We start from the raw sequence: 24,424 nt of genomic DNA, 5'->3' as shown, positions 1-24,424 counted from the left end.
CCGAGGGAGGAAGGGATCATGGACGCAGACACGCTCTTTGTCATGGGGCTGGTGCTTGCGGCCCTGTCCATCCCGGCCAGCGTATCGGCCTATAGCGAAGGGCGCCGCCCGGTCGCGGGGCTGGTGTCGATGGCGGTGTCGGTCGGCATGATGGTCTATGCCAGCCGCTGGCGCCCCGGCGGCTATGCGCTGGCCGACATCCCCGAGGTCTTCTTTGGCGTCGTCGCCCGGATGATACCGTGAATTCGGCATCGGGCGTCTTTTCACCCGGCAACGCGCCTGCTAGGGCGGGCAAATAACAAGGCAGGAGCATCAGGCATGGCCGTATCGCACCCCAAGGAGCGGATCGAATACATCGTCGAAGGCGGGCGGCGCCTGTCTGGCACGATCTCGCCGTCGGGCAACAAGAACGCGGCGCTGCCCATCGTCGCCGCCGCCCTGCTGACCGAATATCCGGTGATCCTGACCAACGTGCCGCGTATCCGCGATGTCGAGGCGCTGGTGACCCTGATCCGCTCGGTCGGGGCCGAGGCCGAATGGACCGACCGTAATGCCCTGCGCATCCATGCCAAGGAATTGCGCCCGACCGCACTCGACCCAGACCTGTGTTCGCGCATCCGCGCCTCGATCCTGCTGGCCGGTCCGATGCTGGCGCGCTGCGGCCAGATCACGCTGCCGCCGCCGGGCGGCGACGTGATCGGACGCCGCCGCATCGACACCCATTTCCTGGCCCTGCGCCAGCTTGGCGCCGAGATCGAGCTGAACGATGCCTATGTGCTGACCGCCCGCGATCTGGTGGGCGCCGATGTCTTCCTAGATGAACCCTCGGTCACCGGGACCGAAAACGCGCTCTGTGCCGCCGTGGCTGCGCGCGGCACCACCGTGCTGCGCAACTGCGCATCCGAGCCGCATGTGCAGGATCTGGCGCATTTCCTGATCGCCATGGGGGCCGAGATCGAAGGCATCGGCACCAACTGCATGACCATTCACGGCGGTCACAGCCTTGGCGCGGTCGAACACCGGATCGGACCCGATCATATCGAAGTCGGCTCGCTCATCGGCCTGGCTGCGGTCACGCGCTCTGACCTGCGCATCGCGGGGGCGGGGGTGGAACACCTGCGCTCGACCCTGATGGGGTTCGAACGCCTCGGCATCCGCTGCACCACCGAGGGCGACGACCTGTTGATCCCTGCCAACCAGGAGATGCGTATCGTTCCCGATTTCGGCGGCCACGTGCCCAAGATCGAGGACCAGCCCTGGCCCGCCTTTCCGGCTGACACCATGTCTATCGCCATCGTCACCGCCACCCAGTGTGACGGCATGGTCCTGATGTTCGAGAAGATGTTCGAATCGCGGATGTTCTTCGTCGACAAGCTCATCGCCATGGGTGCCCGCATCGTGCTGTGCGATCCGCACCGGGCGGTGGTCTCGGGCCCAGCGAAACTGCGCGCCGCCCGGATGGAAAGCCCCGATATCCGCGCCGGCATGGCCATGCTGATCGCCGCCATGGGGGCCGAGGGCACCTCGATCATCAACAACGCCCAGCAGATCGAACGCGGATACGAGCGGATCGACGAGCGGCTGAATGCGCTGGGCGCCCGGATCACCCGCAACCCGCCCCGCGACTGAGGGCGCAACTGGCCAATACGGGGCAAAAAGGGCTTGCCTCCCCCCCGCTTTCTGCGTAAACGGCGCCTCTATTCGCGCGACCGGCCGGTGTGGCATGCCGAGTCGCGCGCAAACCGAACCCAAAAAGGAGACGGAAATGCCCAAGATGAAGACCAAGTCGAGCGCCAAGAAGCGCTTCAAGATGACCGCGACCGGCAAGGTGAAAACCGGCCAGGCCGGCAAGCGTCACGGCATGATCAAGCGCACCACCAAGTTCATCCGCGACGCCCGTGGCACCACGACCCTGTCCGCCCCCGACGCCAAGATCGTCAAGGGCTACATGCCCTACGACCGCTAAGAGGAGATTGAAGAGATGTCCCGCGTTAAAGGTGGAACCGTAACCCACGCCCGTCACAAGAAAGTCCTCAAGGCCGCCAAAGGTTACTATGGCCGTCGCAAGAGCTCGTTCAAGGTGGCGACCCAGGCCGTCGACAAGGCCAACCAGTATGCAACCCGTGACCGCAAGGCCCGCAAGCGGAACTTCCGCGCGCTGTGGATCCAGCGGATCAACGCCGCCGTGCGCAGCCATGACGAGGCGCTGACCTATTCGCGCTTCATCAATGGCCTGAACCTGGCCGGCATCGAAGTGGACCGCAAGGTTCTGGCCGACCTGGCCGTGCACGAGCCCGAAGCCTTCGGCGCCATCGTCGCCAAGGCCCAGGCCGCTCTGGCCGCCTGATCGCTCGCATCAGACGAGAGACAGTGAAGGAAAGGCCGCCCTCCGGGGCGGTCTTTTCGTTTCTGGCGGGTGGCAGCATCGCCCGACTGGGCCGCAGCTCAACTTCTATTCGACGCGGCGACAGTCTACTCCCCCATCAAGGGGCGTTGCCGCGAAGCGTGAAGATCTCGACCGTATCCTTCAGCCCGCGTACCGCATGCCTACCCCGCGAGACGAAGAGATCCGGCGCGTGTCGCGCCACCGAAGACGTGGCCAGAACCGGGGCGCCGACCGCCTTGGTCAGCCCCTCGACCCGGCTGGCGACATTGACCGCGCCGCCAAGCACGGTGAAGTCCAGCCTGCCCTGGCTGCCGATATTGCCATAACTGACCTGACCCGCATTCAGGCCGATGCCGACCTCCAGCGCCCCCTTGCCCTCTGCGCCGCGCCGCGCGTTCAATGCCGCAAGACCGGCAAGCACAGCCTGCGCTGCCATGGCGGACTGTCGGCATCGCTCGGCCGTTTCCGCAGTGCCAGAGATCGGGAAGACAGACAGAACACCATCGCCCATGAACTTGAGTACATCGCCGCCGTTTTCCTCGACCGATTGCACCACCACTTCGAAATATCCGTCCAGCGCGTCGAATACCTCTTGCTCGCTCTGCGTGTCGGAAAAGGCCGTGAATCCCCGCAGATCGGAAAACATGATCACGGCGTCAAGCGTGCTGCGTTTGCTGCGCTTGATGGCGCCGTTCCAGACCGCCGTCGAAGGGCCATCACCCAGATATGTGCGCAACAGGCTCCGGGTCGACTTGCGCATGGTGATCGGCTCCATCGCCGAGGACAGTCCCGGTTTTACCGCTTCGATCAGGGCCAGATCGGTGGCTGAAAACCCCTCCTCGGCCCGCGTCGCAAAGGTGCAGCCGTGTTGCGAACCATCTCCGTAGTCGAGCAAGGTGGCATAGTAGTCCGTCCCGCCCTCGGCTGCGAATTCCAGGTATGAGACATGGTCGCGCGCCGGGTCCAGGCCGCGCAGGCTTTTGTGCAGAGGGCGCTGGTTCTCCAGGATGTATTCGAACGCGCTGCCGATATACCCGTCGGTCAGCATCCGCGCATGTGTCACATCATAGACTTCGGTCCCGTCCGGCGTCCAAACCACGCCCCAGGCGATCAGCAAGGGGTTGGCAAAGCGTTGGCCTATGTTCACGCGCCAGAGCGGCACACCAGCGTCGGTCAGCGCCGTGCAAAGATGCGAGACGATCTCGATCGGATCACCCGACCGGCGCCCGGTTGTCATCATCCAAGTGTTGAGTTTGGCGGCCGCTTCCATCACCTCTGATTACCGCAAGGTGATTTTGATGCCTAGCCTCATTGCGTGGTGCGGCGTGGCGCCAACATGGCGCTCTGCGCAGTCAAGCGTCCGCTCGACCCGTGCCGTCCCGCTGGCCGCGCGCCTCTTACCACATCCGCGGCTTGGCATATTCGGCATAGCCCGCGTCATACTCCTCGGCGGCGAACCCGGCGTCCTGTTCGCGCAGGAACTGGCCCGCCGTGGGGACCAGCCCGCTCTCGTCGCCCCGCGTCCAGAGACCCGAACGCATCAGCGCCTTGGCGCATTGGAAATACATCTCGCCCACCGTGACCACGATGACCGTTGCAGGCTGGCGCCCCTTGCGTTCGAAACTGGCGCGGGCCTCCTTGTCGGCGGTCAGAAAGGCGGCGCCGTTCACCCGCACCACGTTCTGACAGCCGGGCACCATGAACATCAGACTGACCCGATTGTCACGGACGATGTTGCGCAGGCTGTCGATCCGGTTGTTGCCGCGCCAGTCAGGCAGCCACAGGGTACTGTCATCGAGAATGCGCACCACCGGGCCGTCATCGCCGCGCGGGCTGGCATCGGTGCCCTCTGGGCCGACCGTCGACACCACGCAGAACCGCGCGGTTTCGATCCATTGGCGGTAAAGCGGGCTTAGCCGGGTACGGACCTTGGTCAGCGACGCGGGCACCGCCGCGCCATAAAGGCCCTCAAGCTCGGCCATTTCGGTTATGGGGCGCATCGGGCTCTCCTCGCAGTAGCGTCCAGACCTTTCTCGTCTTTCCGGCGAACGGACGCCAGAGGTTTCGCGACACGAACGCTCGACGGGGCCGGTGCTTCGGGAATCGATGCCATGGGAGGTTGTGCGTGTTATCGTCGGGGATCGGCAATCGCGGGCAGGGCCATGCACGATACATCACCGGACATCCTGATCGGCACCACCAAGGGTACGTTCATCCTGCGAGGAGAGCCCGGCCGCAAGCGCTGGTCGGTCGCGGGGCCGTTCTGCGACGGCTGGCCCATCAACCATGTGATCGGCTGCCCGCGTACCGGAACCATATGGGCCGGGGGCGGCAGCGACTTCCATGGGGCAGGGGTCTGGAGATCGGATGACAAAGGGGTAAGCTGGTCCCTGACGCGCCTCACCAGGGGAACGCTGGACGATTGGGCGGCCAACGATCCCCAGTTTGCCGAAATGATCGGCTGGACGGATAGCCCGCTGCCTTTTGCAGACGGATTCACCCAAATCTGGTCCCTTTGCGCGGCGCATGGCAGGCTCTACGCTGGAGCCAAACCCGCCACGCTGCTGGCCAGTGACGACATGGGCGAGACCTGGCGCTGCATCGACAGCCTGACCGATCATCCCTCGGCCGAAAGCTGGAATCCCGGCGCTGCGGGGCTGACGCTGCATACGATTGTGCCGGACCCAGACGATGCCCGCAAACTCTGGGTCGGGATCTCGGCGGCCGGAGTGTTCGCCACCGAAGATGGCGGCGCGACATGGGAACGCCGTAACCGCCTGTCCAATGCCGAGGCCTGCGGGCATCACGACCACCCGGCCGCGCCGCGTGACGGCGAAACCGGCCATTGCGTGCACAACATGCGCCGCGCCGCCGGTCCCGAGGACCTGCTTTACCAGCAGAACCATCACGGCGTCTGGCGGTCTTCGGATGGCGGCCGCAGCTGGGACGACATCACCCCCGGCCTGCCCTCGACCTTCGGCTTTCCGATCCATGTTCATCCGCGCGACGGGCGGATGATCTGGACCTTGCCGCTCAACGGCGATCAGGCCGGACGTTATCCGCCCGATGCTGCCGCCGCCGTCTGGCGCTCGGCGGATGGCGGGGCGACATGGCAGGACCAGCGGAATGGCCTGCCACAGAGCGCCTGTTTCTTTACAGTCCTGCGGCAGGCCATGGCGGGCGACACATGCGATCCCGCCGGGGTCTATTTCGGCACCAACAGCGGCTCGGTCTTTGCCACCGCAGACGAGGGCGAGACATGGTCCGAGATCGCCCGCCACCTGCCCACGATCCTCTCCGTCGAAGTACTCGAGCGCGCCTGACGCGGCGCGCGCGCGACGGTGCCCAGATTACGGCCCTTTCCCGGCGTCGTTCTCTTGCAATCGCGCCCATTGGCCGATAGCAGGTTCCGGAGCAATTTCAGGGAACCGTCATGGACGATCTTAAAGCCAAATATCTGGGCCAGATCGCAGAGGCCGCCGACGAGGCCGCGATCGAGGCGATCCGTGTCGCCGCCGTGGGCAAGAAGGGCGAGATCGCCCTGATGATGCGCGAACTGGGCAAGATGACGCCCGAGGAACGCCAGACCGCGGGCCCGGCGCTGAACGCGCTCAAGGACGAGATCAACAGCGCGTTGGCCGCCAAGAAGGCGGCGCTGGCCGATGCCGCGCTCGATGAACGCCTGCGCAGCGAATGGCTCGACGTGACGCTGCCCACCCGGCCGCGCCGCGAGGGCACGCTGCACCCGATCAGCCAGGCCAGCGAGGAACTGACCGCGATCTTTGCCGAGATGGGTTTCGCCGTCGCCGAAGGCCCCCGGATCGAGACCGACTGGTACAATTTCGACGCGCTCAACATCCCCGGCCATCATCCGGCGCGGGCCGAGATGGACACGTTCTACATGCACCGCGCCGAGGGCGACAACCGTCCGCCGCATGTGCTGCGCACCCATACCTCGCCGGTGCAGATCCGCTCGATGGAGATGCAGGGCGCGCCCATTCGCGTCATCTGCCCGGGCGGCGTGTACCGCGCCGACTATGACCAGACCCACACGCCGATGTTCCACCAGGTCGAGGGGCTGGCCATCGACAAAGGCATCTCGATGGCGAACCTGAAATGGACGCTCGAGGAATTCGTCAAGGCCTTCTTCGAGGTGGACGATGTCGAACTGCGCTTCCGCGCCTCGCATTTCCCCTTCACCGAACCCTCGGCCGAGGTCGACATCCGCTGTTCCTGGGAGGGAGGCCAGCTGAAGATCGGCGAGGGCGACGATTGGCTGGAGATCCTCGGCTCCGGCATGGTGCACCCCAAGGTGATCGCCGCCGGCGGCATCGACCCGGATGTGTACCAAGGTTTTGCCTTTGGCATCGGCATCGACCGTCTGGCGATGCTGAAATACGGCATCCCCGACCTGCGCGCCTTCTTCGATTCTGACCTGCGCTGGCTGCGGCATTACGGCTTTGCCGCGCTCGACATGCCGAACCTGCATGGGGGTTTGAGCAGGTAAGGGGGCGACGGCTGCGCGGAATCAAGGCCGCAGGCCGCCGCGCAAGCGCCAGACCGCCCGCACGGGCTGGCGATATTGGGCCACCAGCGCGCACTTCGGCGGTCATACGGACTTGGCCGACATAAACTGCCCCGCACGACCCAAGGATCGCCATCCCGCGGTCTGGCGCTTGCGCGGCGCACCACCGGGACGCCAAGTACTCTTTTCCCGCCTGCTCTAATCCGCTAAAGCCCCTTGTGACCCAAATGAACCTTGGCAGCAGCGTACCGGACCCGGCGGCGGGCTGACCTCGTATCAAGGACAGGACGACGACATGAAATTCACCCTCTCCTGGCTGAAGGACCACCTCGACACCACCGCCAGCGTGGACGAGATCGCCGAGGCGCTGACCGATCTGGGGCTCGAGGTCGAAGGCATCGAAAACCCCGCCGCGCGGCTGGCGGGCTTCACCCTGGCCCGCGTCAAGGCCGCCCAGCAGCACCCCGATGCCGACCGCCTGCGCGTCTGCGTGGTGGAAACCAACGAGGGCGACAAGCAGATCGTCTGCGGCGCCCCCAACGCGCGCGAAGGCATCACCGTGGTGCTGGCGAAACCGGGCGACTATGTGCCCGGTATCGACGTGACCCTTTCGGTCGGCAACATCCGGGGCGTTGAAAGCCACGGCATGATGTGTTCCGAGCGCGAGCTGGAACTGTCCGAGGAACATGACGGCATCATCGAGCTGCCCTCGGGCGAAGTGGGCGAGCTGTTCATCGACTGGCTGGCCGAGAACGACCCGGCCAAGGTCGATCCGGTGATCGAGATCGCCATCACCCCCAACCGCCCCGATGCTCTGGGCGTGGCGGGCATCGCCCGCGACCTGGCCGCCCGTGGCCTCGGCACGCTCAAGATCCGTGCCTATGCGCCGGTGCCGGGCGATTTCGACTGCCCGATCAAGGTGACCATCGACGAGGATACACGCGACGGCTGCCCGCTCTTCACCGGCCGCCTGATCCGCGACGTGCGCAACGGCCCCAGCCCGCAATGGTTGCAGGACCAGCTGCGCGCCATCGGTCTGCGCCCGATCTCGGCGCTGGTCGATATCACCAACTACATGACCTATGACCACAACCGCCCGCTGCACGTCTTTGACGCGGACAAGGTCAAGGGCAACCTGCGCGTCCACCGCGCGGCGGGGGGCGAAACGCTCAAGGCGCTGGACGAGAAGGAATACACCTTCCAGCCCGGCATGATGGTGATCTCGGACGACGAAGGACCCGAGAGCATCGCCGGGATCATGGGCGGCGAGGCCACCGGCTGCACCGAGGAGACGGTGAATGTCTTCCTCGAAAGCGCCTATTGGGACAATGTGCAGATCGCGCTGGCGGGCCGGGCGCTGAAAATCAACTCGGACGCACGCTATCGTTTCGAGCGCGGCGTCGATCCGGAATATACGCTCGAAGGGCTGGAACACGCGACCCAGATGATCCTCGATATCTGCGGCGGCGAGGCATCCAATGTGGTGATCGCGGGCGCGGTTCCCGACCATTCCCGCGCCTACAAGCTCGATGCCGAGCGGGTGCGGTCGCTGGTCGGCATGGACATCCCCGAGAGCGAGCAGCGCCAGACGCTGACGCGCCTTGGCTTCCGGCTCGAAGGCAACATGGCGCATGTGCCCAGCTGGCGCCCCGATGTGCAGGGCGAGGCCGATCTGGTCGAGGAGGTCGCCCGCATCGCCTCGCTGACCAAGCTGGTGGGCAGGCCGCTGCCCCGCCTGACCGACGGTGTGCCCAAACCGGTGATGACCCCGCAGCAGCGCCGCCTGTCGATGGCGCGCCGCACGGCGGCCTCGCTCGGGTACAACGAATGCGTCAGCTACACCTTCATCGACCAGGCCGCCGCGGCGCTGTTTGGCGGCGGCACCGACGCCACCATGCTGGAAAACCCGATCTCGTCGGAAATGAGCCATATGCGCCCCGACCTGCTGCCGGGCCTCTTGGCTGCCGCTGCCCGTAACCAGGCACGCGGCTTTGCCGATCTGGCCCTGTTCGAGGCGGGGCCGGTGTTCCATGGCGGCGAGCCGGGCGAACAGCGGGCGCAGATCGCGGGCCTCTTGGTGGGTCGCACCGGCCCCAAGGACGTGCATGGCGCCGCGCGCGCTGTCGATGTGTATGACGCCAAGGCCGATGCCGAGGCGGTGCTGGCCGCCATGGGCGCGCCCGCCAAGGTGCAGATCCTGCGCGGGGCCGAGGGCTGGTGGCATCCGGGCCGCCATGGCCGCATCTGCCTTGGCCCGAAAAAGGTGCTGGGCGTGTTTGGCGAGCTGCATCCCCGCGTGCTCCAGGCGATGGATGTCAAGGGACCGGCGGTCGCCTTCGTGCTCTGGCCCGAAGAAGTGCCGCTGCCCCGTAAATCGGGCACCACGCGCGAGGCGCTGGCCCTGCGCGACCTGCAAGCGGTCGAGCGTGACTTTGCCTTCGTGGTCGATGCGAATGTCGAGGCGCTGACGCTGGTCAATGCCGCCGCAGGTGCCGACAAGGCGCTGATCGAGGATGTGCGCGTCTTTGACGAGTTCATCGGCGGTTCGCTGGGCGAGGGCAAGAAATCGCTGGCCATCACCGTGCGCCTGCAACCGACCGAGGCGACGCTGAAGGAAAAGGATATCGAGGCCGTCAGCGCCAAGATCGTCGAAAAAGTCGCCAAGGCCACCGGCGGCACCCTGCGCGGCTGATCCCCTCCTGAACGCAGGAAAGGGCGCACCCGTGTGGCGCGCCCTTTCCTGTCTCATGCGCTCAGGTAATCCGCCAATATGTCAAACACCAGCCGGATGCGTCGGCTGGTATGCAACTCGCGATGCGCGGTCAACCAGACTGGAAACAGCAGAGGTTCCATCTTGGGCAACACCCGCTCGATCCCCGGCGTGGCGGCGGCCACGTCATCGCCCATCGGTGCGATGCCGAAACCCTGCCGCACGTAATCCCAGGCCACCACCCCGCTTTGCGAGCCAAGGCGGAAGTTCGCGCGCGTCAGCGGCAGGCCAATCGGCGTCAAATGGCCGAGCATCTCGGTGACATCGCCAAAGGCGATGAAATCATGCGTCGCCAGATCAGCCTTGGTCAGCGGGCGCCCGCGCCGGTCGAGATAATCGGAAGCGGCATAGAAATGCGCCGTTGCCTCGCGCACCAGCCGGGCGATCAGGTCGGGCTGCTCGGGGCGCACATGGCGGATGGCTATATCGGCCTCGCGCCGCATCAGGTCGCGGATATCGTTGGCCGCGATTACCTCGATCTCCAGCCGGGGGGCCTGGTCGCGGATGCGGCGCAGTGCCTCGGGCAGGACATAGGATGACATCACGTCGCTGGCAGTGATCCGCACGCGCCCCTCGATGGATTGCGCCTGACCCGAGGCTGCCAGCGCCACCCGGTCCGCCGCCGCCCCCATGGCGCGCGTATGTTCCAGCAGGTCGGCCCCCGCCTCGGTCAGCACCAGTGTCCGCCCGATCCGTTCGAACAGCATTACGCCCAGATCCTGCTCCAGCGCGGCCACCTGCCGACTGAGGGTCGGCTGTGTCAGGTCCAGCCGCCGCGCCGCAGCCGACAGAGACCCCGCCTCGGCGGTTTTCAGAAAAGCGCGGATATGGTTCCAGTCCAGCTTGGTCAGATCGCTCATGCATTCCTGTATAAGCAAACTGCGAATTTCGGCAATTTCTAATGGCTCGGCGCATATCTATTCTTCCGGCAAAAGGAGACACCCATGGTTGACAGCGTAACATTCTGGAACCGGATCGCCGAGAAATACGCCCGCACCCCGATCGCGGACATGGCATCTTATGACTATACGATCGAACGCACCGCCGCCCACCTGAACTCGGGCGACCGGGTTCTGGAACTGGGCTGCGGCACCGGCACCACCGCCTTGCGGCTTGCCCCGAACGTGGCCGAGATCGTGGCCAGCGACAGTGCCCCGGCCATGCTGGCGGTCGGGCGCCGCAAGGCGGCGGAGCAGGGCGTGACCAACATGTACCTTGTCGAGGCGCAGGCGGAAAACCCGCCTGAGGGTTCGTTTGATGCGGCACTTGCCTTCAACCTGCTGCATCTGGTCGACGATCTGGATGCCAGCCTTGCCGCCATCCGTGACCGGCTGAAACCCGGCGGGCTGTTCATCTCGAAAACCTTCTGTGTCGGAACCGGGCGGAACAGTTTCAAGCTCTACGCGATCCGCCTCGCCCTGCCGCTGATGCAACTTTTGGGCAAGGCGCCGTCGGTGCGCTTTCTGACCGAAGAGCAATTGGACCGCGCGGTGATCCGCGCCGGGTTCGACCTGATCGAACAGGACAGTTTTCCGGCCAAGGACCCGCGCCGCTTCCTCGTCGCCCGCCGCCGCTGACCGACCGGGGTTGCCCCCGGCGGCCCCCGACCCTAGGGTCGGGGCCAGCGGAAAGGAGACCCGGATGACCCTCAAAATCTACCTCTCGGGCGAAATCCACACCGACTGGCGCGAACAGATCGTGGCGGGTGCCAAGGGGCTGGATGTCAGCTTTGCCAGCCCGGTTACCGACCATGCCGCCAGCGACGATTGTGGCGTGGCGATCCTGGGTGCCGAACCCAACAAGTACTGGCACGACCACAAGGGCGCCATGCTCAACGCCATCCGCACCCGCAAAGGCATATCAGACGCGGATGTGGTCGTGGTCCGCTTTGGCGACAAGTACAAGCAGTGGAACGCGGCTTTTGACGCGGGCTATGCCGCCGCGCTGGGCAAGTCGATCATTGTGCTCAGCCCGCCGGAAGATCAGCACGCGCTGAAAGAGGTGCACGCGGCTGCGCTCGCCGTCACCGAGACGCCCGCGCAGGTGGTCGCCGTCCTGCGCTATGTGCTGACCGGGATCTTGCCCGCCTGACCCTCACGCGATTTTCGTTGACGGACAACGGATTATCCTGAAGCTGGTCGCATTTGCTGTCGGAGGGGGAACGATGGCGTTGCATTGGCGTATTCTTATCCTGCTGTTTCTGGTGCGTTGCACCATGGCCTTTCAGTTCGCGACCATCGGCGGCATCGGTCCTGTGCTGTCTGACACTTACACGCTGGATATCGCCGGGCTCGGCTGGATCGTGGGGCTCTATTTCCTGCCGGGGGTGGTGGTTGCCCTGCCGGGCGGCGGCATCGCCCGCCGGTTCGGCGATGAAAGGGTGATCCTCTTCGGACTGGCGCTGATGACGTCCGGGTCGTTGATCATGGCGCTGCAACCGCCGTTGAGCGTGTTCAGCGCCGCCCGGCTGATGGCCGGTATCGGTGGCATCCTGATGAACGTCCTGATGAGCAAGCTGGTGCTCGACTGGTTCGCCAATCGCCAGATCGCAACCGCCATGGTGATCTTCATCAACTCCTGGCCTGCCGGTATCGGCCTGTCGCTTGTGGTACAGCCCTGGCTGGCGGCCCAAGGTGGCGTCGCGCTGCCGTTCGAGGTCGAAACCGGCCTGATCGCGACGGCCCTGGTCGCCTTTTTCCTGTTCTATCGCCGCCCCGACACAGAACCCGTCACCACAGGCACACCTGCCCGGGCCGTGCCGCAGGGCGCTATTCTTGCCGCCGTGCTTGTTGCCGGGTTCTCTTGGGGCGCGTTCAACGCCAGCCTTGCCGCCTTGCTGTCCTTTGGTCCCACATCGCTTGTCGACAGGGGGATGTCGCTGGAACTGGCGGGCCTGTCGATCAGCATCGTGTCCTGGACCGTTGTCGTGACCGGTACATTTGGCGGCTGGCTGACAGATCGCACCGGGCGGCCCGCGGCGGTGTTGTTGACCGGCCTCAGCCTCTTTGGCCTCGCCCTGTTCCTGTTTCCCCGCGTCCCGCCGATGCTGATCACCATGGCCTTGATCGGTCTCTTGTCGGGCATACCGGTCGCGGGATTGATCAGCCTGCCCGCCCGCGTTCTGAAACCCCAACAGCGGGCCATCGGCATGGGCCTGTTCTACACCGTCTATTACGCCTGTTTCGCGATCCTGCCCGGTCTGGGCGGCAAATGGGCCGAAAGCGCCGGAACAGTGTCCGCCGCTTTCGAATTTGCCGCCTTTGTCATCGTGCTGGCGATACTGGGCGTATTTGTCTTTCTACCCCTGTCGCGCCGGGTCTGACAGGGATCACTCCTCGCGCGCCGGGATCGTCAGCCCGCGCTGCACCGCAGGCCGCGCCAGGAACCGGTCGAGATAGGCCACCACATTCGGGAACCCGTCCCAGCCCAGAACCTCGCGCGCGCCGTAATAGTCAAGCCCCCGCAGCCACGGGCCAATGGCGATATCGGCGATCGAGTAATCGCCCGCGATCCAGTCCCGCGTCGCCAACTGCCCGTCCAGCACCGCCAGAATCCGCCGCGCCTCGGCGATATAACGATCACGGGGGCGAGGATCCTCGATCTCGGCTCCGGCGAACTTGTAGAAGAACCCAAGCTGGCCGAACATCGGACCGACCCCGCCCATCTGGAACATCAGCCACTGAACGACGCGCGCCTTGTCTGCGGCGGTTTCACCGATGAAACGCCCTGTCTTCTCCGCCAGATACAGCAGGATCGCTCCGCTTTCGAACAGCGCCAGCGGCTGCCCGTCCGGCCCCTCCGGGTCGATGATCGCGGGAATCTTGTTGTTGGGGTTCAACGACAGGAACTCGGGGCTTTTCACATCCGAATCCGACAGCGTGACGGTATGCGCCTCATAAGGCAGGCCCAACTCCTCCAGCAGGATCGAGACCTTGATCCCGTTCGGCGTGGGAAAGGAGTAAAGCTGCAACACGTCAGGGTTCTGCGACGGCCAGCGGCGGCTTACAGGGAATTCGTTGAGATCGAACATGGCGGGGGCTCCTTATCCCGGACTCTCGTTGCCTCAAGCTAGGGGTGCGGGTCCGCCGGTTTAAGGCCCCGGTCTGTGCGCCGGTTCCATACGGTCTGTGCCCTGACGAACAGCGCCCGGGTCCGAGCACCGGAAAAGCTATGCCCGGAATGCGAATTTTCCCCGTGATTTATGGGCGCCAGCGGGTATTCCTGTGCCGGGCCAGAGGGCCCGCAACAAGAATGGGACATCCAGGGGAACGGAACATGCTCAAGGAATTCAAGGCGTTCATCGCCAAGGGCAACGTGATGGACATGGCGGTCGGCATCATCATCGGCGCCGCCTTTACCGCAATCGTGAAATCGCTGGTCGACGATCTGATCAATCCGATCATCGGCCTGTTCACCGGCGGGGTGGATTTCACCAACAATTACGTGGTGCTGGGCGGCGACGGCGCCGCCTACGACTCGCTCGCCGCCGCGCGCGAGGCCGGGGCCTCGGTCTTTGCCTATGGTGCCTTCTTCATGGCGGTAATCAACTTCCTGATCATCGCCTGGGTGGTGTTCCTGCTGGTCAAGGCGGTGAACCGGGCCAAGGACGCGGCCGCCAGGGAAGAGGCCGCGGCGCCCGCGGCGCCCGCAGGGCCGTCTGAACTGGACGTCCTGCTCGAAATCCGCGACGCTCTGAAACGCTGAACACCGCACGCGGATCGGGGCCGCTCTCCGGGTGAGGGCGGCCCTGCCATTTGTGCGAGGCTGAAAGGAGAGGTGAATAATGCAGGAATACATGGATCAGGCCCACATGCTGTGGCCGCTTATTCTCAACGCGGGCAAGGCGCTCGTCGTTATCATAATCGGTTGGATGATTGCCGGAGCGGTCGGCAACATGGTGCGCAAGCGGGTCAACGCAACGCCTCATATCGATCCGACGCTGGGCAATTTCCTGGCCAGCACCGTCAAATGGGGCATCCTGGCCATGGTGCTGGTCGCGGTCCTGGGCATCTTCGGCATCCAGGCCACCAGCATCGTCGCCATTCTGGGCGCCGCATCGCTGGCCATCGGGCTGGCGCTTCAGGGCACGCTCAGCGATCTTGCCGCCGGGGTCATGCTGGTGATCTTCCGGCCCTACAAGCTGGGCCAATATGTCGATATCGGCGGCACGGCTGGCACCGTGCGCGACCTCAATCTCTTCACCACCGAACTGGTCACTCCCGACAACGTTCAGATCATCATGCCCAACGGCAAGGCCTGGGGCTCGATCATCATGAACTTCTCGGCCCACGACACGCGCCGGGTCGATCTGGTGTTTGGGATCGACTATGGCGACGACGCCGGCACCGCGATGAAGATCATCGAAGGCACCGCACGCGCCGACGCGCGGGTCATGTCCGACCCCGCGCCCTGGGTCCGTGTCACCAATCTGGGCGACAGCTCCGTCGATCTCACCGCCCGGCTCTGGTGCAAGGCTGGCGACTATTGGGAACTGAAGTTCGAACTCACCCGCAAGATCAAGGAAGCCTTCGACGCGGGTGGCATCTCGATTCCCTATCCGCACTCGGTCGAGATCCAGAAAAAGGGCTGATCCCCTCTGCGGGGCAGGTCTTTCATTTCGCTTCAAATACTCCGGGGGAACCGCCGCTTGCGGCGGTGGGGGCAGCGCCCCCGCACCCCGGAGACGCCCGAAAACCGGCCGGGAAAATTTTGCCTTTGACGCCCCGGAATCCGTTTGACACCGCCGCCGCGCTTGGGTAGTCACCGCCCGTGGTTGCGGCGTGATAGCTCAGTTGGTTAGAGCACAGCACTCATAATGCTGGGGTCGGCGGTTCAAGTCCGCCTCACGCTACCACCCTCTCTCTATTCTCTCTCATCCGATGCAGAACCCGGTTTTGCGTGAACACGTGCGCCGTTGATCGTGTTGTCCGTGCCGTGCGGCGTCGCGCGCCAAATCCATGCCAGAGGCCGGGCTCGTCACAAACCTGACCCGAAAAAACTGGACAAACGTCCAAAAATTGTCACTACTCCAACATGCGACCCCTGTGGAGACCGCAGATCAAGCAGATCCGCGCCTCTCCTGCGATCGGGTCGCGCGGGGAGGAAGCACAAATGAGCTTTGATTTCGTAATCGTTGGCGGCGGGTCCGCGGGCGCGACATTGGCGTCGCGTCTCAGCGAGGACCCCAAGGTCAAGGTCTGCCTGCTCGAGGCGGGCGGGACAGGCCGCGACATCCTGATCCGCGCGCCTCTGGGCGTGGTGGGGATGCTGCCGGGCTATGGCAAGATCAACAACTGGGCCTTCAAGACGGTGCCGCAACCGGGGCTGAACGGGCGCCAGGGCTATCAGCCGCGCGGCAGGGCGCTGGGCGGCTCCTCGGCGATCAACGCAATGCTCTATATCCGTGGCCAGAAACAGGACTATGACAGCTGGGCCGATCTGGGCAACGACGGCTGGGATTGGGACAGCGTCCTGCCTTATTTCAAAAAGGCCGAAAACAACGTGCGCGGCGCCGACGCAATGCATGGCGACAGCGGCCCGCTGCATGTCTCGAACCAGAAGGCGCCGCGCCCGATCTCAGAGGCCTTCATCGAGGCCAGCACCCAGATGCAGATCCGCCGGACCGAGGATTTCAACACCGGCAATAACGAAGGCGCGGGCCTCTACCAGACCAGCATCTTTCATTCCCCCGACAGGAACGGCGAACGCTGTTCGGCGGCAGCCGCTTATCTGCATCCCGTGATGGACCAGCGCCCCAACCTGACCGTCATCACCAAGGCCCGCGCGACCCGCATCCTGTTCGAAGGCAAGCGCGCTATCGGCGTCGCCTATCGTCAGGGCAAGCAGGACAAACAGGTTCTTGCGGGCAAGGAGGTGATCCTCTGCGGCGGCGCGTTCCAGTCGCCGCAACTGCTGCAATTGTCCGGGGTTGGTCGGGCGCAGGACATCACCCCGCACGGAATAGACATGGTGCATGACCTGCCCGGCGTGGGCCAGAACCTTCAGGACCACATCGACTTCATCCTCGCCTACAAGACCCGCGATACCGACAATATCGGCATCGGTCTGCGCGCAACCGCGAAACTGGTGGGCGAGATCCTGAAATGGCGCAAGGACGGCAATTCGATGGTGGCCTCGTCCATCGCCGAAGCGGGCAGTTTCTTCAAGACCGACCCGAGCCTCGACCGGCCCGATGTGCAGACCCATTTCGTGATCTCCATTGTCGACGATCACGCGCGCAAGCTGCACCTGGGTCATGGCTATTCCTGCCATGTCTGCGTCTTGCGTCCCCATTCGCGCGGCGAGGTCTTCCTGCAATCGGGCGACCCGATGGCCGATCCCGGCATCGACCCGAAATTCCTCAGCGACGATCGCGACCTGCAAACCCTGATCAAGGGCGCCAAGATGACCCGCGCCGTGCTTGAGGCGCCAGCGATGGCGAAGTACCGGCACAAGGAGCTGTTCGGGGTGCATGACACCACCACCGATGCCGAGTGGGAACAGCACATCCGCAACCGCGCCGACACCGTTTATCACCCGGTCGGCACCTGCAAGATGGGCGTCGATGACATGGCGGTGGTCGATCCCCGGCTCAGGGTGCGCGGGCTCGAGGGGCTGCGCGTGGCCGATGCCTCGATCATGCCGCTCCTGGTATCGGGCAACACCAATGCGCCTTCGATCATGATCGGCGAGAAATGCGCCGACATGATCAAGGCCGATCACGCCGCCTGACCTGGAAAGGACTCCGAAGTGCTCGACGCCGCGCAACTGGACCTGCAAGACCAAGATAACCTTTACGACGCCTACGACACCGCCCTGGCCGAGTTGCACGCGGCCAAGGATCGTTGGGCGCGGTCGCCGGTCGCCGACCGCATCCGCCTTTTGTCCGGCATGAAGGACGGGATCATGAAGGTGGCCCAGGGCTGGGCCGACACAGCCGCCCGCAAAAAGGGGCTGATCCCCGGTACCGCCGTCGCTGGCGAGGAATGGATCGCCGGGCCCTATGCCTGCATGGCGGGGTGCAATGCCCTGATCGCCACCTTGTCGCAGATGCAGGGCAAGGCGTTTCTCGACCACCTGCCGACCCGCGAACTGGTCACCGGCCAGCTGGCGGTCAAGGTGCTGCCGCACTCGATCTGGGACCGGTTGCTGCTGTCCGGCGTGTCGGCCGAGGTCTGGATGCAGCAGGGCGTGACCCGCGCAAACCTGAGGGATCACGCCGCCATCGCCTATGGCCAGCCCGAGGCCAAGCGCACCGGCAAGGTCGCGCTGGTGCTGGGCGCGGGTAATGTGAACGCGATCACTCCGCTCGACGTGCTGCAAAAGCTGATCCTGGAAAACCAGGTGGTGATCCTCAAGATGAACCCGGTCAACGATTACCTGACCGACTATTACAGGATCGCCATGAAACTCTTCATCGACGAAGGTTTCCTGCGCATCGTCAAGGGCGACGCCAGGGGCGGCGCCTATCTGTGCGACCATCCCATTGTCGAGGAGCTGCATATCACCGGCGCCGATACCACCCATGACGCCATCGTCTGGGGCACCGGCGAAGAGGGCGCAAGAAACCGCAAGGCCGGTACCCCCCGGAACGCCAAGCGGTTCACGTCCGAGCTTGGCTCGGTCAGCCCGACCATCGTGGTGCCGGGGCCGTGGACCCCGGCCGATATCCGGTTTCAGGCGGAAAACATCGCCACGATGAAGCTGCACAACTCAGGCCACAACTGCATCGCCTGCCAGGCGCTGATCCTGCCCAAGGGCTGGGACAAGGGCGCGCGGCTGGTGGACGCGGTCAAAACGGTGGCCGCCAGTTCCACCCGCCCCGCCTGGTATCCCGGCGCCGAGCAGCGGCTGGAAACCTATGCCCGTTACGCGGGCAAGGCCGACAGGGTGGATCGCGGCCCGAACGCCCCGGCGCTCATCGTGGGCGAACTGGGCGAGGACCACTTCAACGCCGCGTGCGAGGTGTTCGCCCCCGCGCTCAGCATCAAGGAGCTGGAGGCCCCCGATCCCGCCGCCTATCTCGAGGCGGCCATCGACTATGCCAATACCGAGCTTTGGGGCACGCTGGGCTGCCAGATCCTGATCCACCCAAAAACCATTAAACAGATCGGCAAGAAGCGCTTTGAACAGATCGTGGCGAAACTGCGCTATGGCACCATCGGCATCAATGGCTGGTGCGGGCTGGGCTTTCTGATCGCGGCCTGCCCCTGGGGCGCCTTTCCCGGCCACACGCTGGACGATATCGGTTCCGGCATCGGCACGGTCCACAACGCCTTCATGCTGGAAAAGACCGAGCGCACGGTGGTCCGGGCGCCTTGGCGGCCGTTTCCGCGCGGGTTGCTGTCAGGGCAATTCTCGCTGTTGCCGCGGCCGCCGTTCTTCATCACCAACACCCGCCAGCACAAGATCGGCAAAGCGCTGACGGCGTTTCAGTACAAGCCCAACTGGTTCAAGCTGCCCGGCATCTTCTATCACGCCTTGCTGGGCTGAGAGTTGGCAGGCGGTGGCACGACAGCCGCACACGGTCCAAGCCTGCGCGCAGCGCCAAATGTTCGGATGTCAGAGGGCAGCCTTGCGAAACCGGTCCTCGGCAGCCTCGCGCACGCTTTCGGTAAAGTCGTCATCCACCGGCAAGCCCAACTCTGCAAACCCCTGCAACTCAGCCTGCCTGGCCACGTATTCGGCGTAACCCTGAACCGCCGACTCGTGCGTTTTCTCATAGCGTTTGGCTCGTTCGACCTGCTGCTGCCGCAGTTTGTCAGACGTTCTGCTGGGCATCGTGCGCCTCTTCGTTAACCATAAGCCGGTCAGAATGCGTCGTATCGACGTGATCCTAATACCACATGGGGTGCCAAGCGTAAATATGGCCCCGGTGCGGCATTTTCCAGAACCAGTCCGGAGGAGAGTATCACGAAATCGTTGACAAATGGTTGAGGGTTGGGTTTCGTTTTTCAACCATTTATTGTGATCGGGGATTTTTGTGTGAAAGATCAGACGGTTGGTTCGGTTATCCGCAATGTGTTGCCGACGGGTTCGGTGGAATTGCCCGACTACAAGGTGGATGGAACCATTTCCCTGACATGGAAATGGGAGATTTGCCCACCTCACCCAATGGATGTTTTTGCGGTCGCCGCCTATCTGCTAAAGGTCGGCGGCGTCATCGCGTTTTTCGAACCTTCCCCGTTTGCCGAAAAGGACGACCTGAGCGGCGGGCAATTCGTACTGTCCACAGCCGACCGCAAACTGGCCGATACGGCGGGTGAAATGTGGCGCGATGCGGAACAGAATCCAAAGGGTTTTCCGCCAAAATATGTTCAGGTCCTGTGGCGGCAACTGATCCGCCATTGGGGCGATCCCGTCACCCCCGGTTCCTATCTGGGCGACGATGCGGACAACAGCAAATGGTGGCGCTGGGCGCTGAAGCTGGTGATGATCTCCGACATGGCCTGCAACCGGATTTTGCGCGACCCCGTTGGCGCGTTTAAGCGCAGCCCGTTCGAGGAATTTGTCGAGGATTGGTATCTGACCCCCTATCGTGAGGATGACAAGCTCACCAGGATGCGCTGGCGGCGTGGCGGGGCGAGCGGAATGGAAACACCCCGTCCGCCCGCGTCGCTCACGCTCCTGGCTGACCGCTCGGTCGTCTGCGTGCTGCCAAAGGTCCGGGTGGCGCCGGTCGGCGCGACCCTGCGCAACCTGACCCGGAACCTGAGCCTGTTGCCGGGGCGCGGCGAGGTGCGTTGTTCATGGTACGACCTGCCCGAACCGGCAAACGGCGAAGATCAGGAAACGCTCGATATCCTGCTGATACCCGAGCCCGCGACGCTTGAGGCCAAGTGCTTTTGTCCCCACGAGGATACGCAGCAGACGCAAAAGAACCTGCATTACTGGAAAAAGGACTGGGACAACTTTCACCTCGATCAGACCTGGATCAAGGGCAAGGAAAAGCGCGATTTGTTTCTGGAGAACTGCGAGAGTCTTCTGAAATCGGCAAAAGATCAATCGCGGCGTGTAAATGGCATTGTCCTGCCCGAATATGCGGTGGATTACGCCTTGTTCGAGGACTTGTGCACCCGTCTCAAGAAAGTGGAACCGGGTCTGGAATTCATAATCTCCGGCAGCAGCGACAATTGCCGCGAGGCGGACGGGTGTGCACCCGAACCGGGAAACCACGTCCTGACCCGGGTCTGGTACGGCGCCGCCGATCTGCACCGGACCACCAGCCGCAGAAAGCACCATCGCTGGCGGATGGATCGCAGTCAGGTCGAAACCTATGCGCTGTCCTCCTCGCTCAACCCCAAGATCAAGTATTGGTGGGAATCCTGTCCCCTGGGCCGTCGCGAGGTGCATTTCCACCGCTTCCGAAAGCGGTCGGTGTTCTCCGTCCTGATCTGCGAGGAACTGGCGCGCTCCGACCCGTGCCACGAGATCCTGCGCTCGGTCGCGCCCAACCTGATCTTTGCGCTGCTGCTGGACGGTCCGCAGATCCGGAACCGCTGGCCCGCGCAATATGCCTCGAACCTTGCCGACGATCCCGGCAGTTCGGTGCTGACCATGACCTCCTACGGGCTTATCGACCGGGCAAATCGCCAAGGCAAGTTTGGCCCTTGCCATTCGTTTGCAATGTGGAAGGACGAGACAGGCAAGATCGTCGAGATCGACATGCCCAAGGGCGACGGGCCGCGCGCGGTGCTTCTGTCCTTGTGGTCAGAGCATGTCTCCGACCGCACCATCGCGGGCAAGAACAACCTGGCCCGCAGTTGGCGCTACAGCAGCCATTACCCGGTCTTTTCGTCCCGCACCTAGCCTGTTTGCTGCCCCCGGTGGCGAAAAAACCCGCCGGACCAGCCGACGGGTTCTCCACTCTTGCACTGTCAGGCCGGTCAGACCGCTTACTGGACCAACTGGCTCGCCGACACGACGTCGAGACCCAGCGCCTCGCCAACGGCGGCATAGGTCAGCTTGCCGGCATGCACGTTCAGGCCGTTCAGCAGGTGCACGTCATCGGCGCAGGCCTGTTTCCAGCCCTTGTCGGCCAGCGCCAGCATGAAGGGCATGGTGGCGTTGCCCAGCGCGATGGTCGAGGTGCGCGCAACCGCGCCCGGCATGTTGGCGACGCAGTAATGCATGATGCCATCGACCTCATAGATCGGGTCCTGATGCGTGGTCGCCTTCGAGGTCTCGAAGCAGCCGCCCTGGTCGATCGCAACGTCAACCAGCGCCGCACCCGGCTTCAGCTCGCTCAGCTGTGCGCGGCTGATCAGCTTGGGCGCGGCCGCACCCGGGATCAGCACGGCGCCGATGATCATGTCGGCCTGACGGGCCAGCTCGATCGTGTTGCCTGCGCTGGCATAGCTGTTCTTGAAGGTGCCGCCAAAGACGTCGTCGAGGTAACGCAGGCGCGGGATCGAGCGGTCGAGCACGGTCACATCCGCACCCATTCCAGCCGCGATCTTGGCCGCGTGGGTACCGACGACGCCGCCGCCGATGACCAGAACCTTGGCCGGACCCACACCGGGAACGCCGCCCATCAGGACGCCGCGGCCGCCATTGGCCTTTTGCAGGGTCCAGGCGCCGACCTGCGGTGCCAGACGACCGGCAACCTCGGACATCGGCGCCAGCAGCGGCAGGCCGCCGTTGCGGTCGGTCACGGTCTCATACGCGATGCAGGTCGCGCCTGAGGCCAGCAGGTCATGGGTCTGGTCCGGATCGGGCGCCAGGTGCAGATAGGTGAACAGCAGCTGGCCTTCGCGCAGCATCTTGCGCTCGATGGCCTGCGGCTCCTTGACCTTGACGATCATGTCGGCAGCGGCGAACACCTCTGCCGCGGTGCCCAAGATCTTGGCGCCCGCGTCGACGTAATCCGCATCCTCGAACCCGGCACCCATACCGGCATTGGTTTCGATGATCACCTCATGCCCGTGCGAGACCGCCTCGCGCGCGGCGTTCGGGGTCATGCCGACACGGAACTCCTGAGGTTTGATTTCCTTGGGGCATCCGATTTTCATTTCGCGTCCTCCGTTCGCAATCTGCCCAATGTTTTGGCAGATCACGCAAACAATTTCTGTGAAACTCCACTCGTCATTTGCATGTTTTTTGCGATATTCTTCGAACTATGATCATCAACACGCAAAGGATGTGCGCGCATGAGCCTTGATGCGACAGATCGAAAGATTCTCGCGGCCCTTCAGACCAGAGGTCGGATGTCCAATGCGGACCTGTCGGAACGGGCCAATCTGTCCCCCTCTGCCTGCCACAGGCGGGTGCAGCGGTTAGAGGCTGACGGCTATATCCGCGATTATGTCGCCCTGCTGGATGCGCGCAAGATGGGGCTGCCGACCACAGTCTTTGTCGAAATCACGCTTCAGGGCCAGGCCGACGAACTGCTTGACGCCTTTGAAAAGGCGGTGTCGCGCATCCCGGACGTGCTGGAATGCCACCTGATGGCCGGAACCGCCGATTACATCCTCAAGGTCGTTGCCGAAAACACCGAGGATTTTGCTCGCATCCACCGCCAATACCTGTCGCGTCTGCCTGGCGTGGCCCAGATGCAAAGCTCGTTCGCCCTCAGGACCGTGTTCAAGACCACGGCGCTCCCGGTCTGAGAGGCAGACCTTGCAGCCGCCGCCCGCCTTCCCATGTCTGGTTTCAGATCCCGGTTCGCGCGGTTTGATTTCCCGCAACGACAGGGGCCGGTCCATATGACATCAGATTTTCATCCCACGCCCTTACGGGTGATGCCCAGCCAGAAAGCCGAAAGGAATTTATCTTGACCAAGGAAACCAACGATCCGTCGATGGAATGGCTCGAAGCCGAACTTGAGGATTCGCTGGACGAGGATATCGAAATCGAGTTCAGCGAGCCGATGCTCTCGATGGAGATCCGCAAGATCTACAAGGACCAGCATCCCGACATGCTGGACCGGCAGACCTATTTCCGCAACCTGCTGCGGCTCCAGGCCGAACTGATCAAGGTCCAGGACTGGGTCGAACATACCGGCGCCAAGGTCTGCATCCTGATGGAAGGGCGCGACAGCGCCGGCAAGGGCGGGGTGATCAAGCGGATCACCCAGCGGCTGAACCCGCGTGTCGCGCGTGTGGTGGCGCTGCCCGCACCCTCGCGCCGGGAACAGAGCCAGTGGTATTTCCAGCGCTACGTGCCGCACCTGCCCGCCGGGGGCGAAATCGTGCTGTTCGACCGCTCCTGGTACAACCGCGCGGGCGTCGAACGGGTGATGGGCTTTGCCACCGATGACCAGGTGGAACAGTTCTTTCAGGACGTTCCCGAGTTTGAACGCATGCTGGTGCGCTCGGGCATCATCCTGCTGAAATACTGGTTCTCGATCACCGACGAGGAACAGCAGATGCGATTCCTCATGCGCATCCACGATCCCATGAAACAATGGAAACTGTCGCCTATGGATCTGGAAAGCCGCATCCGCTGGGAACAGTACACCAAGGCCAAGGAGGCGATGTTCGAACGCACCAACATCCCCGAGGCGCCGTGGTATATCGTCGAGGGAAATGACAAGAAGCGCGAACGGCTGAACTGCATCGAGCATCTTCTGTCGAAGATCCCCTATTCCGATGTGCCGCACGAAAAGGTCACGCTGCCGGACCGCAAGTATAACCCCGATTACGAACGCCGGGTGCTGCCTGACGAGCTCTACGTGCCGAAGGTCTATTGAATCCCGGGCCAGGGGGGCTCTGCCCCCCGCGCCTGCGGCGCTCCCCCCGGAGTA

Annotated in this window: 23 protein-coding genes and 1 tRNA gene; 18 read left to right on the top strand and 6 right to left on the bottom strand. The window is 63.9% G+C overall.

Annotated elements, in window-relative coordinates:
- Positions 1-18: 18 nt before the first annotated feature.
- The 4 genes from OE747_RS21040 to rplT all read left to right on the top strand — a co-directional run bounded on the left by OE747_RS21040 (position 19) and on the right by rplT (position 2,347).
- Complete coding sequence (locus OE747_RS21040) at positions 19-243, top strand: hypothetical protein (protein ID WP_164129655.1); 225 nt, start codon at positions 19-21, stop codon at positions 241-243.
- A gap of 75 nt (positions 244-318) precedes the next feature.
- Positions 319-1,629 (top strand): UDP-N-acetylglucosamine 1-carboxyvinyltransferase, encoded by a 1,311-nt coding sequence (murA, locus tag OE747_RS21035; protein WP_263830433.1) that lies wholly within the window; start codon positions 319-321, stop codon positions 1,627-1,629.
- A 136-nt stretch (positions 1,630-1,765) separates the two neighbouring features.
- Entirely contained in the window at positions 1,766-1,966 is a 201-nt protein-coding gene (gene rpmI, locus OE747_RS21030) for a 50S ribosomal protein L35 (RefSeq protein WP_263830432.1), read from the top strand.
- Between the two features lie 15 nt (positions 1,967-1,981).
- Entirely contained in the window at positions 1,982-2,347 is a 366-nt protein-coding gene (gene rplT, locus OE747_RS21025; RefSeq protein ID WP_093034506.1) for a 50S ribosomal protein L20, read from the top strand.
- A 136-nt stretch (positions 2,348-2,483) separates the two neighbouring features.
- On the opposite strand, the gene OE747_RS21020 is transcribed toward rplT, so the two are convergent.
- Together OE747_RS21020 and OE747_RS21015 are read right to left on the bottom strand one after the other, a co-directional pair.
- Positions 2,484-3,656 carry an adenylate/guanylate cyclase domain-containing protein gene (locus tag OE747_RS21020; RefSeq protein WP_263830431.1) on the bottom strand — a complete coding sequence of 391 codons (1,173 nt, stop codon included), beginning with the start codon at positions 3,654-3,656 and terminating at the stop codon, positions 2,484-2,486.
- A gap of 127 nt (positions 3,657-3,783) precedes the next feature.
- Positions 3,784-4,386, bottom strand: a complete 603-nt coding sequence (locus OE747_RS21015; protein WP_263830430.1) for a pyridoxamine 5'-phosphate oxidase family protein — start codon at positions 4,384-4,386, stop codon at positions 3,784-3,786.
- Between the two features lie 162 nt (positions 4,387-4,548).
- Here OE747_RS21015 and OE747_RS21010 point away from each other — a divergent pair, with 162 nt between their 5' ends.
- The 3 genes from OE747_RS21010 to pheT all read left to right on the top strand — a co-directional run bounded on the left by OE747_RS21010 (position 4,549) and on the right by pheT (position 9,603).
- Positions 4,549-5,709, top strand: coding sequence for a WD40/YVTN/BNR-like repeat-containing protein (locus OE747_RS21010; RefSeq protein ID WP_263830429.1), 1,161 nt, complete (start codon positions 4,549-4,551; stop codon positions 5,707-5,709).
- A gap of 110 nt (positions 5,710-5,819) precedes the next feature.
- A complete protein-coding gene (gene pheS / locus OE747_RS21005) occupies positions 5,820-6,893 on the top strand; it encodes a phenylalanine--tRNA ligase subunit alpha (RefSeq protein ID WP_263830428.1) in 1,074 nt (357 codons plus the stop codon).
- A 313-nt stretch (positions 6,894-7,206) separates the two neighbouring features.
- Entirely contained in the window at positions 7,207-9,603 is a 2,397-nt protein-coding gene (gene pheT, locus OE747_RS21000) for a phenylalanine--tRNA ligase subunit beta (protein WP_263830427.1), read from the top strand.
- Positions 9,604-9,656: 53 nt separating this feature from the next.
- Here pheT and OE747_RS20995 read toward each other — a convergent pair whose 3' ends face one another.
- On the bottom strand, positions 9,657-10,541 hold the full coding sequence (locus OE747_RS20995; protein ID WP_263830426.1) for a LysR family transcriptional regulator: 885 nt from the start codon (positions 10,539-10,541) through the stop codon (positions 9,657-9,659).
- Between the two features lie 84 nt (positions 10,542-10,625).
- Here OE747_RS20995 and OE747_RS20990 point away from each other — a divergent pair, with 84 nt between their 5' ends.
- The 3 genes from OE747_RS20990 to OE747_RS20980 all read left to right on the top strand — a co-directional run bounded on the left by OE747_RS20990 (position 10,626) and on the right by OE747_RS20980 (position 13,003).
- Positions 10,626-11,258, top strand: a complete 633-nt coding sequence (locus tag OE747_RS20990) for a class I SAM-dependent methyltransferase (RefSeq protein WP_263830425.1) — start codon at positions 10,626-10,628, stop codon at positions 11,256-11,258.
- Between the two features lie 64 nt (positions 11,259-11,322).
- The gene (locus OE747_RS20985; protein WP_263830424.1) at positions 11,323-11,772 is read left to right on the top strand and encodes a YtoQ family protein; all 450 of its coding nucleotides are present in this window, start codon (positions 11,323-11,325) and stop codon (positions 11,770-11,772) included.
- A gap of 73 nt (positions 11,773-11,845) precedes the next feature.
- Positions 11,846-13,003, top strand: coding sequence for an MFS transporter (locus tag OE747_RS20980; protein ID WP_263830423.1), 1,158 nt, complete (start codon positions 11,846-11,848; stop codon positions 13,001-13,003).
- 6 nt (positions 13,004-13,009) lie between these two features.
- Here OE747_RS20980 and OE747_RS20975 read toward each other — a convergent pair whose 3' ends face one another.
- Entirely contained in the window at positions 13,010-13,711 is a 702-nt protein-coding gene (locus OE747_RS20975; RefSeq protein WP_263830422.1) for a glutathione S-transferase family protein, read from the bottom strand.
- Positions 13,712-13,956: 245 nt separating this feature from the next.
- Here OE747_RS20975 and mscL point away from each other — a divergent pair, with 245 nt between their 5' ends.
- The 5 genes from mscL (at position 13,957) to OE747_RS20950 (ending at position 19,173) form a co-directional block, all read left to right on the top strand.
- Positions 13,957-14,385, top strand: a complete 429-nt coding sequence (gene mscL / locus OE747_RS20970; RefSeq protein ID WP_263830421.1) for a large conductance mechanosensitive channel protein MscL — start codon at positions 13,957-13,959, stop codon at positions 14,383-14,385.
- A 79-nt stretch (positions 14,386-14,464) separates the two neighbouring features.
- On the top strand, positions 14,465-15,271 hold the full coding sequence (locus tag OE747_RS20965; protein WP_263830420.1) for a mechanosensitive ion channel family protein: 807 nt from the start codon (positions 14,465-14,467) through the stop codon (positions 15,269-15,271).
- Positions 15,272-15,458: 187 nt separating this feature from the next.
- Positions 15,459-15,535 (top strand) — tRNA-Met (locus tag OE747_RS20960).
- 257 nt (positions 15,536-15,792) lie between these two features.
- On the top strand, positions 15,793-17,412 hold the full coding sequence (locus tag OE747_RS20955; RefSeq protein ID WP_263830419.1) for a GMC family oxidoreductase: 1,620 nt from the start codon (positions 15,793-15,795) through the stop codon (positions 17,410-17,412).
- 18 nt (positions 17,413-17,430) lie between these two features.
- Positions 17,431-19,173 (top strand): aldehyde dehydrogenase family protein, encoded by a 1,743-nt coding sequence (locus OE747_RS20950; protein ID WP_263830418.1) that lies wholly within the window; start codon positions 17,431-17,433, stop codon positions 19,171-19,173.
- 69 nt (positions 19,174-19,242) lie between these two features.
- Here OE747_RS20950 and OE747_RS20945 read toward each other — a convergent pair whose 3' ends face one another.
- Positions 19,243-19,461 (bottom strand): hypothetical protein, encoded by a 219-nt coding sequence (locus OE747_RS20945; protein ID WP_263830417.1) that lies wholly within the window; start codon positions 19,459-19,461, stop codon positions 19,243-19,245.
- 333 nt (positions 19,462-19,794) lie between these two features.
- Between OE747_RS20945 and OE747_RS20940 the strand changes: the two genes are divergently transcribed.
- Complete coding sequence (locus OE747_RS20940) at positions 19,795-21,489, top strand: hypothetical protein (RefSeq protein ID WP_263830416.1); 1,695 nt, start codon at positions 19,795-19,797, stop codon at positions 21,487-21,489.
- Positions 21,490-21,575: 86 nt separating this feature from the next.
- Here OE747_RS20940 and ald read toward each other — a convergent pair whose 3' ends face one another.
- On the bottom strand, positions 21,576-22,691 hold the full coding sequence (gene ald, locus OE747_RS20935; RefSeq protein ID WP_263830415.1) for an alanine dehydrogenase: 1,116 nt from the start codon (positions 22,689-22,691) through the stop codon (positions 21,576-21,578).
- 138 nt (positions 22,692-22,829) lie between these two features.
- Here ald and OE747_RS20930 point away from each other — a divergent pair, with 138 nt between their 5' ends.
- Complete coding sequence (locus tag OE747_RS20930) at positions 22,830-23,288, top strand: Lrp/AsnC family transcriptional regulator (protein ID WP_164129702.1); 459 nt, start codon at positions 22,830-22,832, stop codon at positions 23,286-23,288.
- A gap of 191 nt (positions 23,289-23,479) precedes the next feature.
- Entirely contained in the window at positions 23,480-24,370 is an 891-nt protein-coding gene (gene ppk2, locus OE747_RS20925) for a polyphosphate kinase 2 (protein ID WP_404818345.1), read from the top strand.
- Positions 24,371-24,424 lie beyond the last annotated feature (54 nt).

Source organism: Ruegeria aquimaris (genome assembly GCF_025751555.1).
In the GTDB taxonomy this organism is placed as follows: domain Bacteria; phylum Pseudomonadota; class Alphaproteobacteria; order Rhodobacterales; family Rhodobacteraceae; genus Ruegeria_B; species Ruegeria_B aquimaris.
This window is presented reverse-complemented; position numbering and strand designations above follow the sequence as displayed.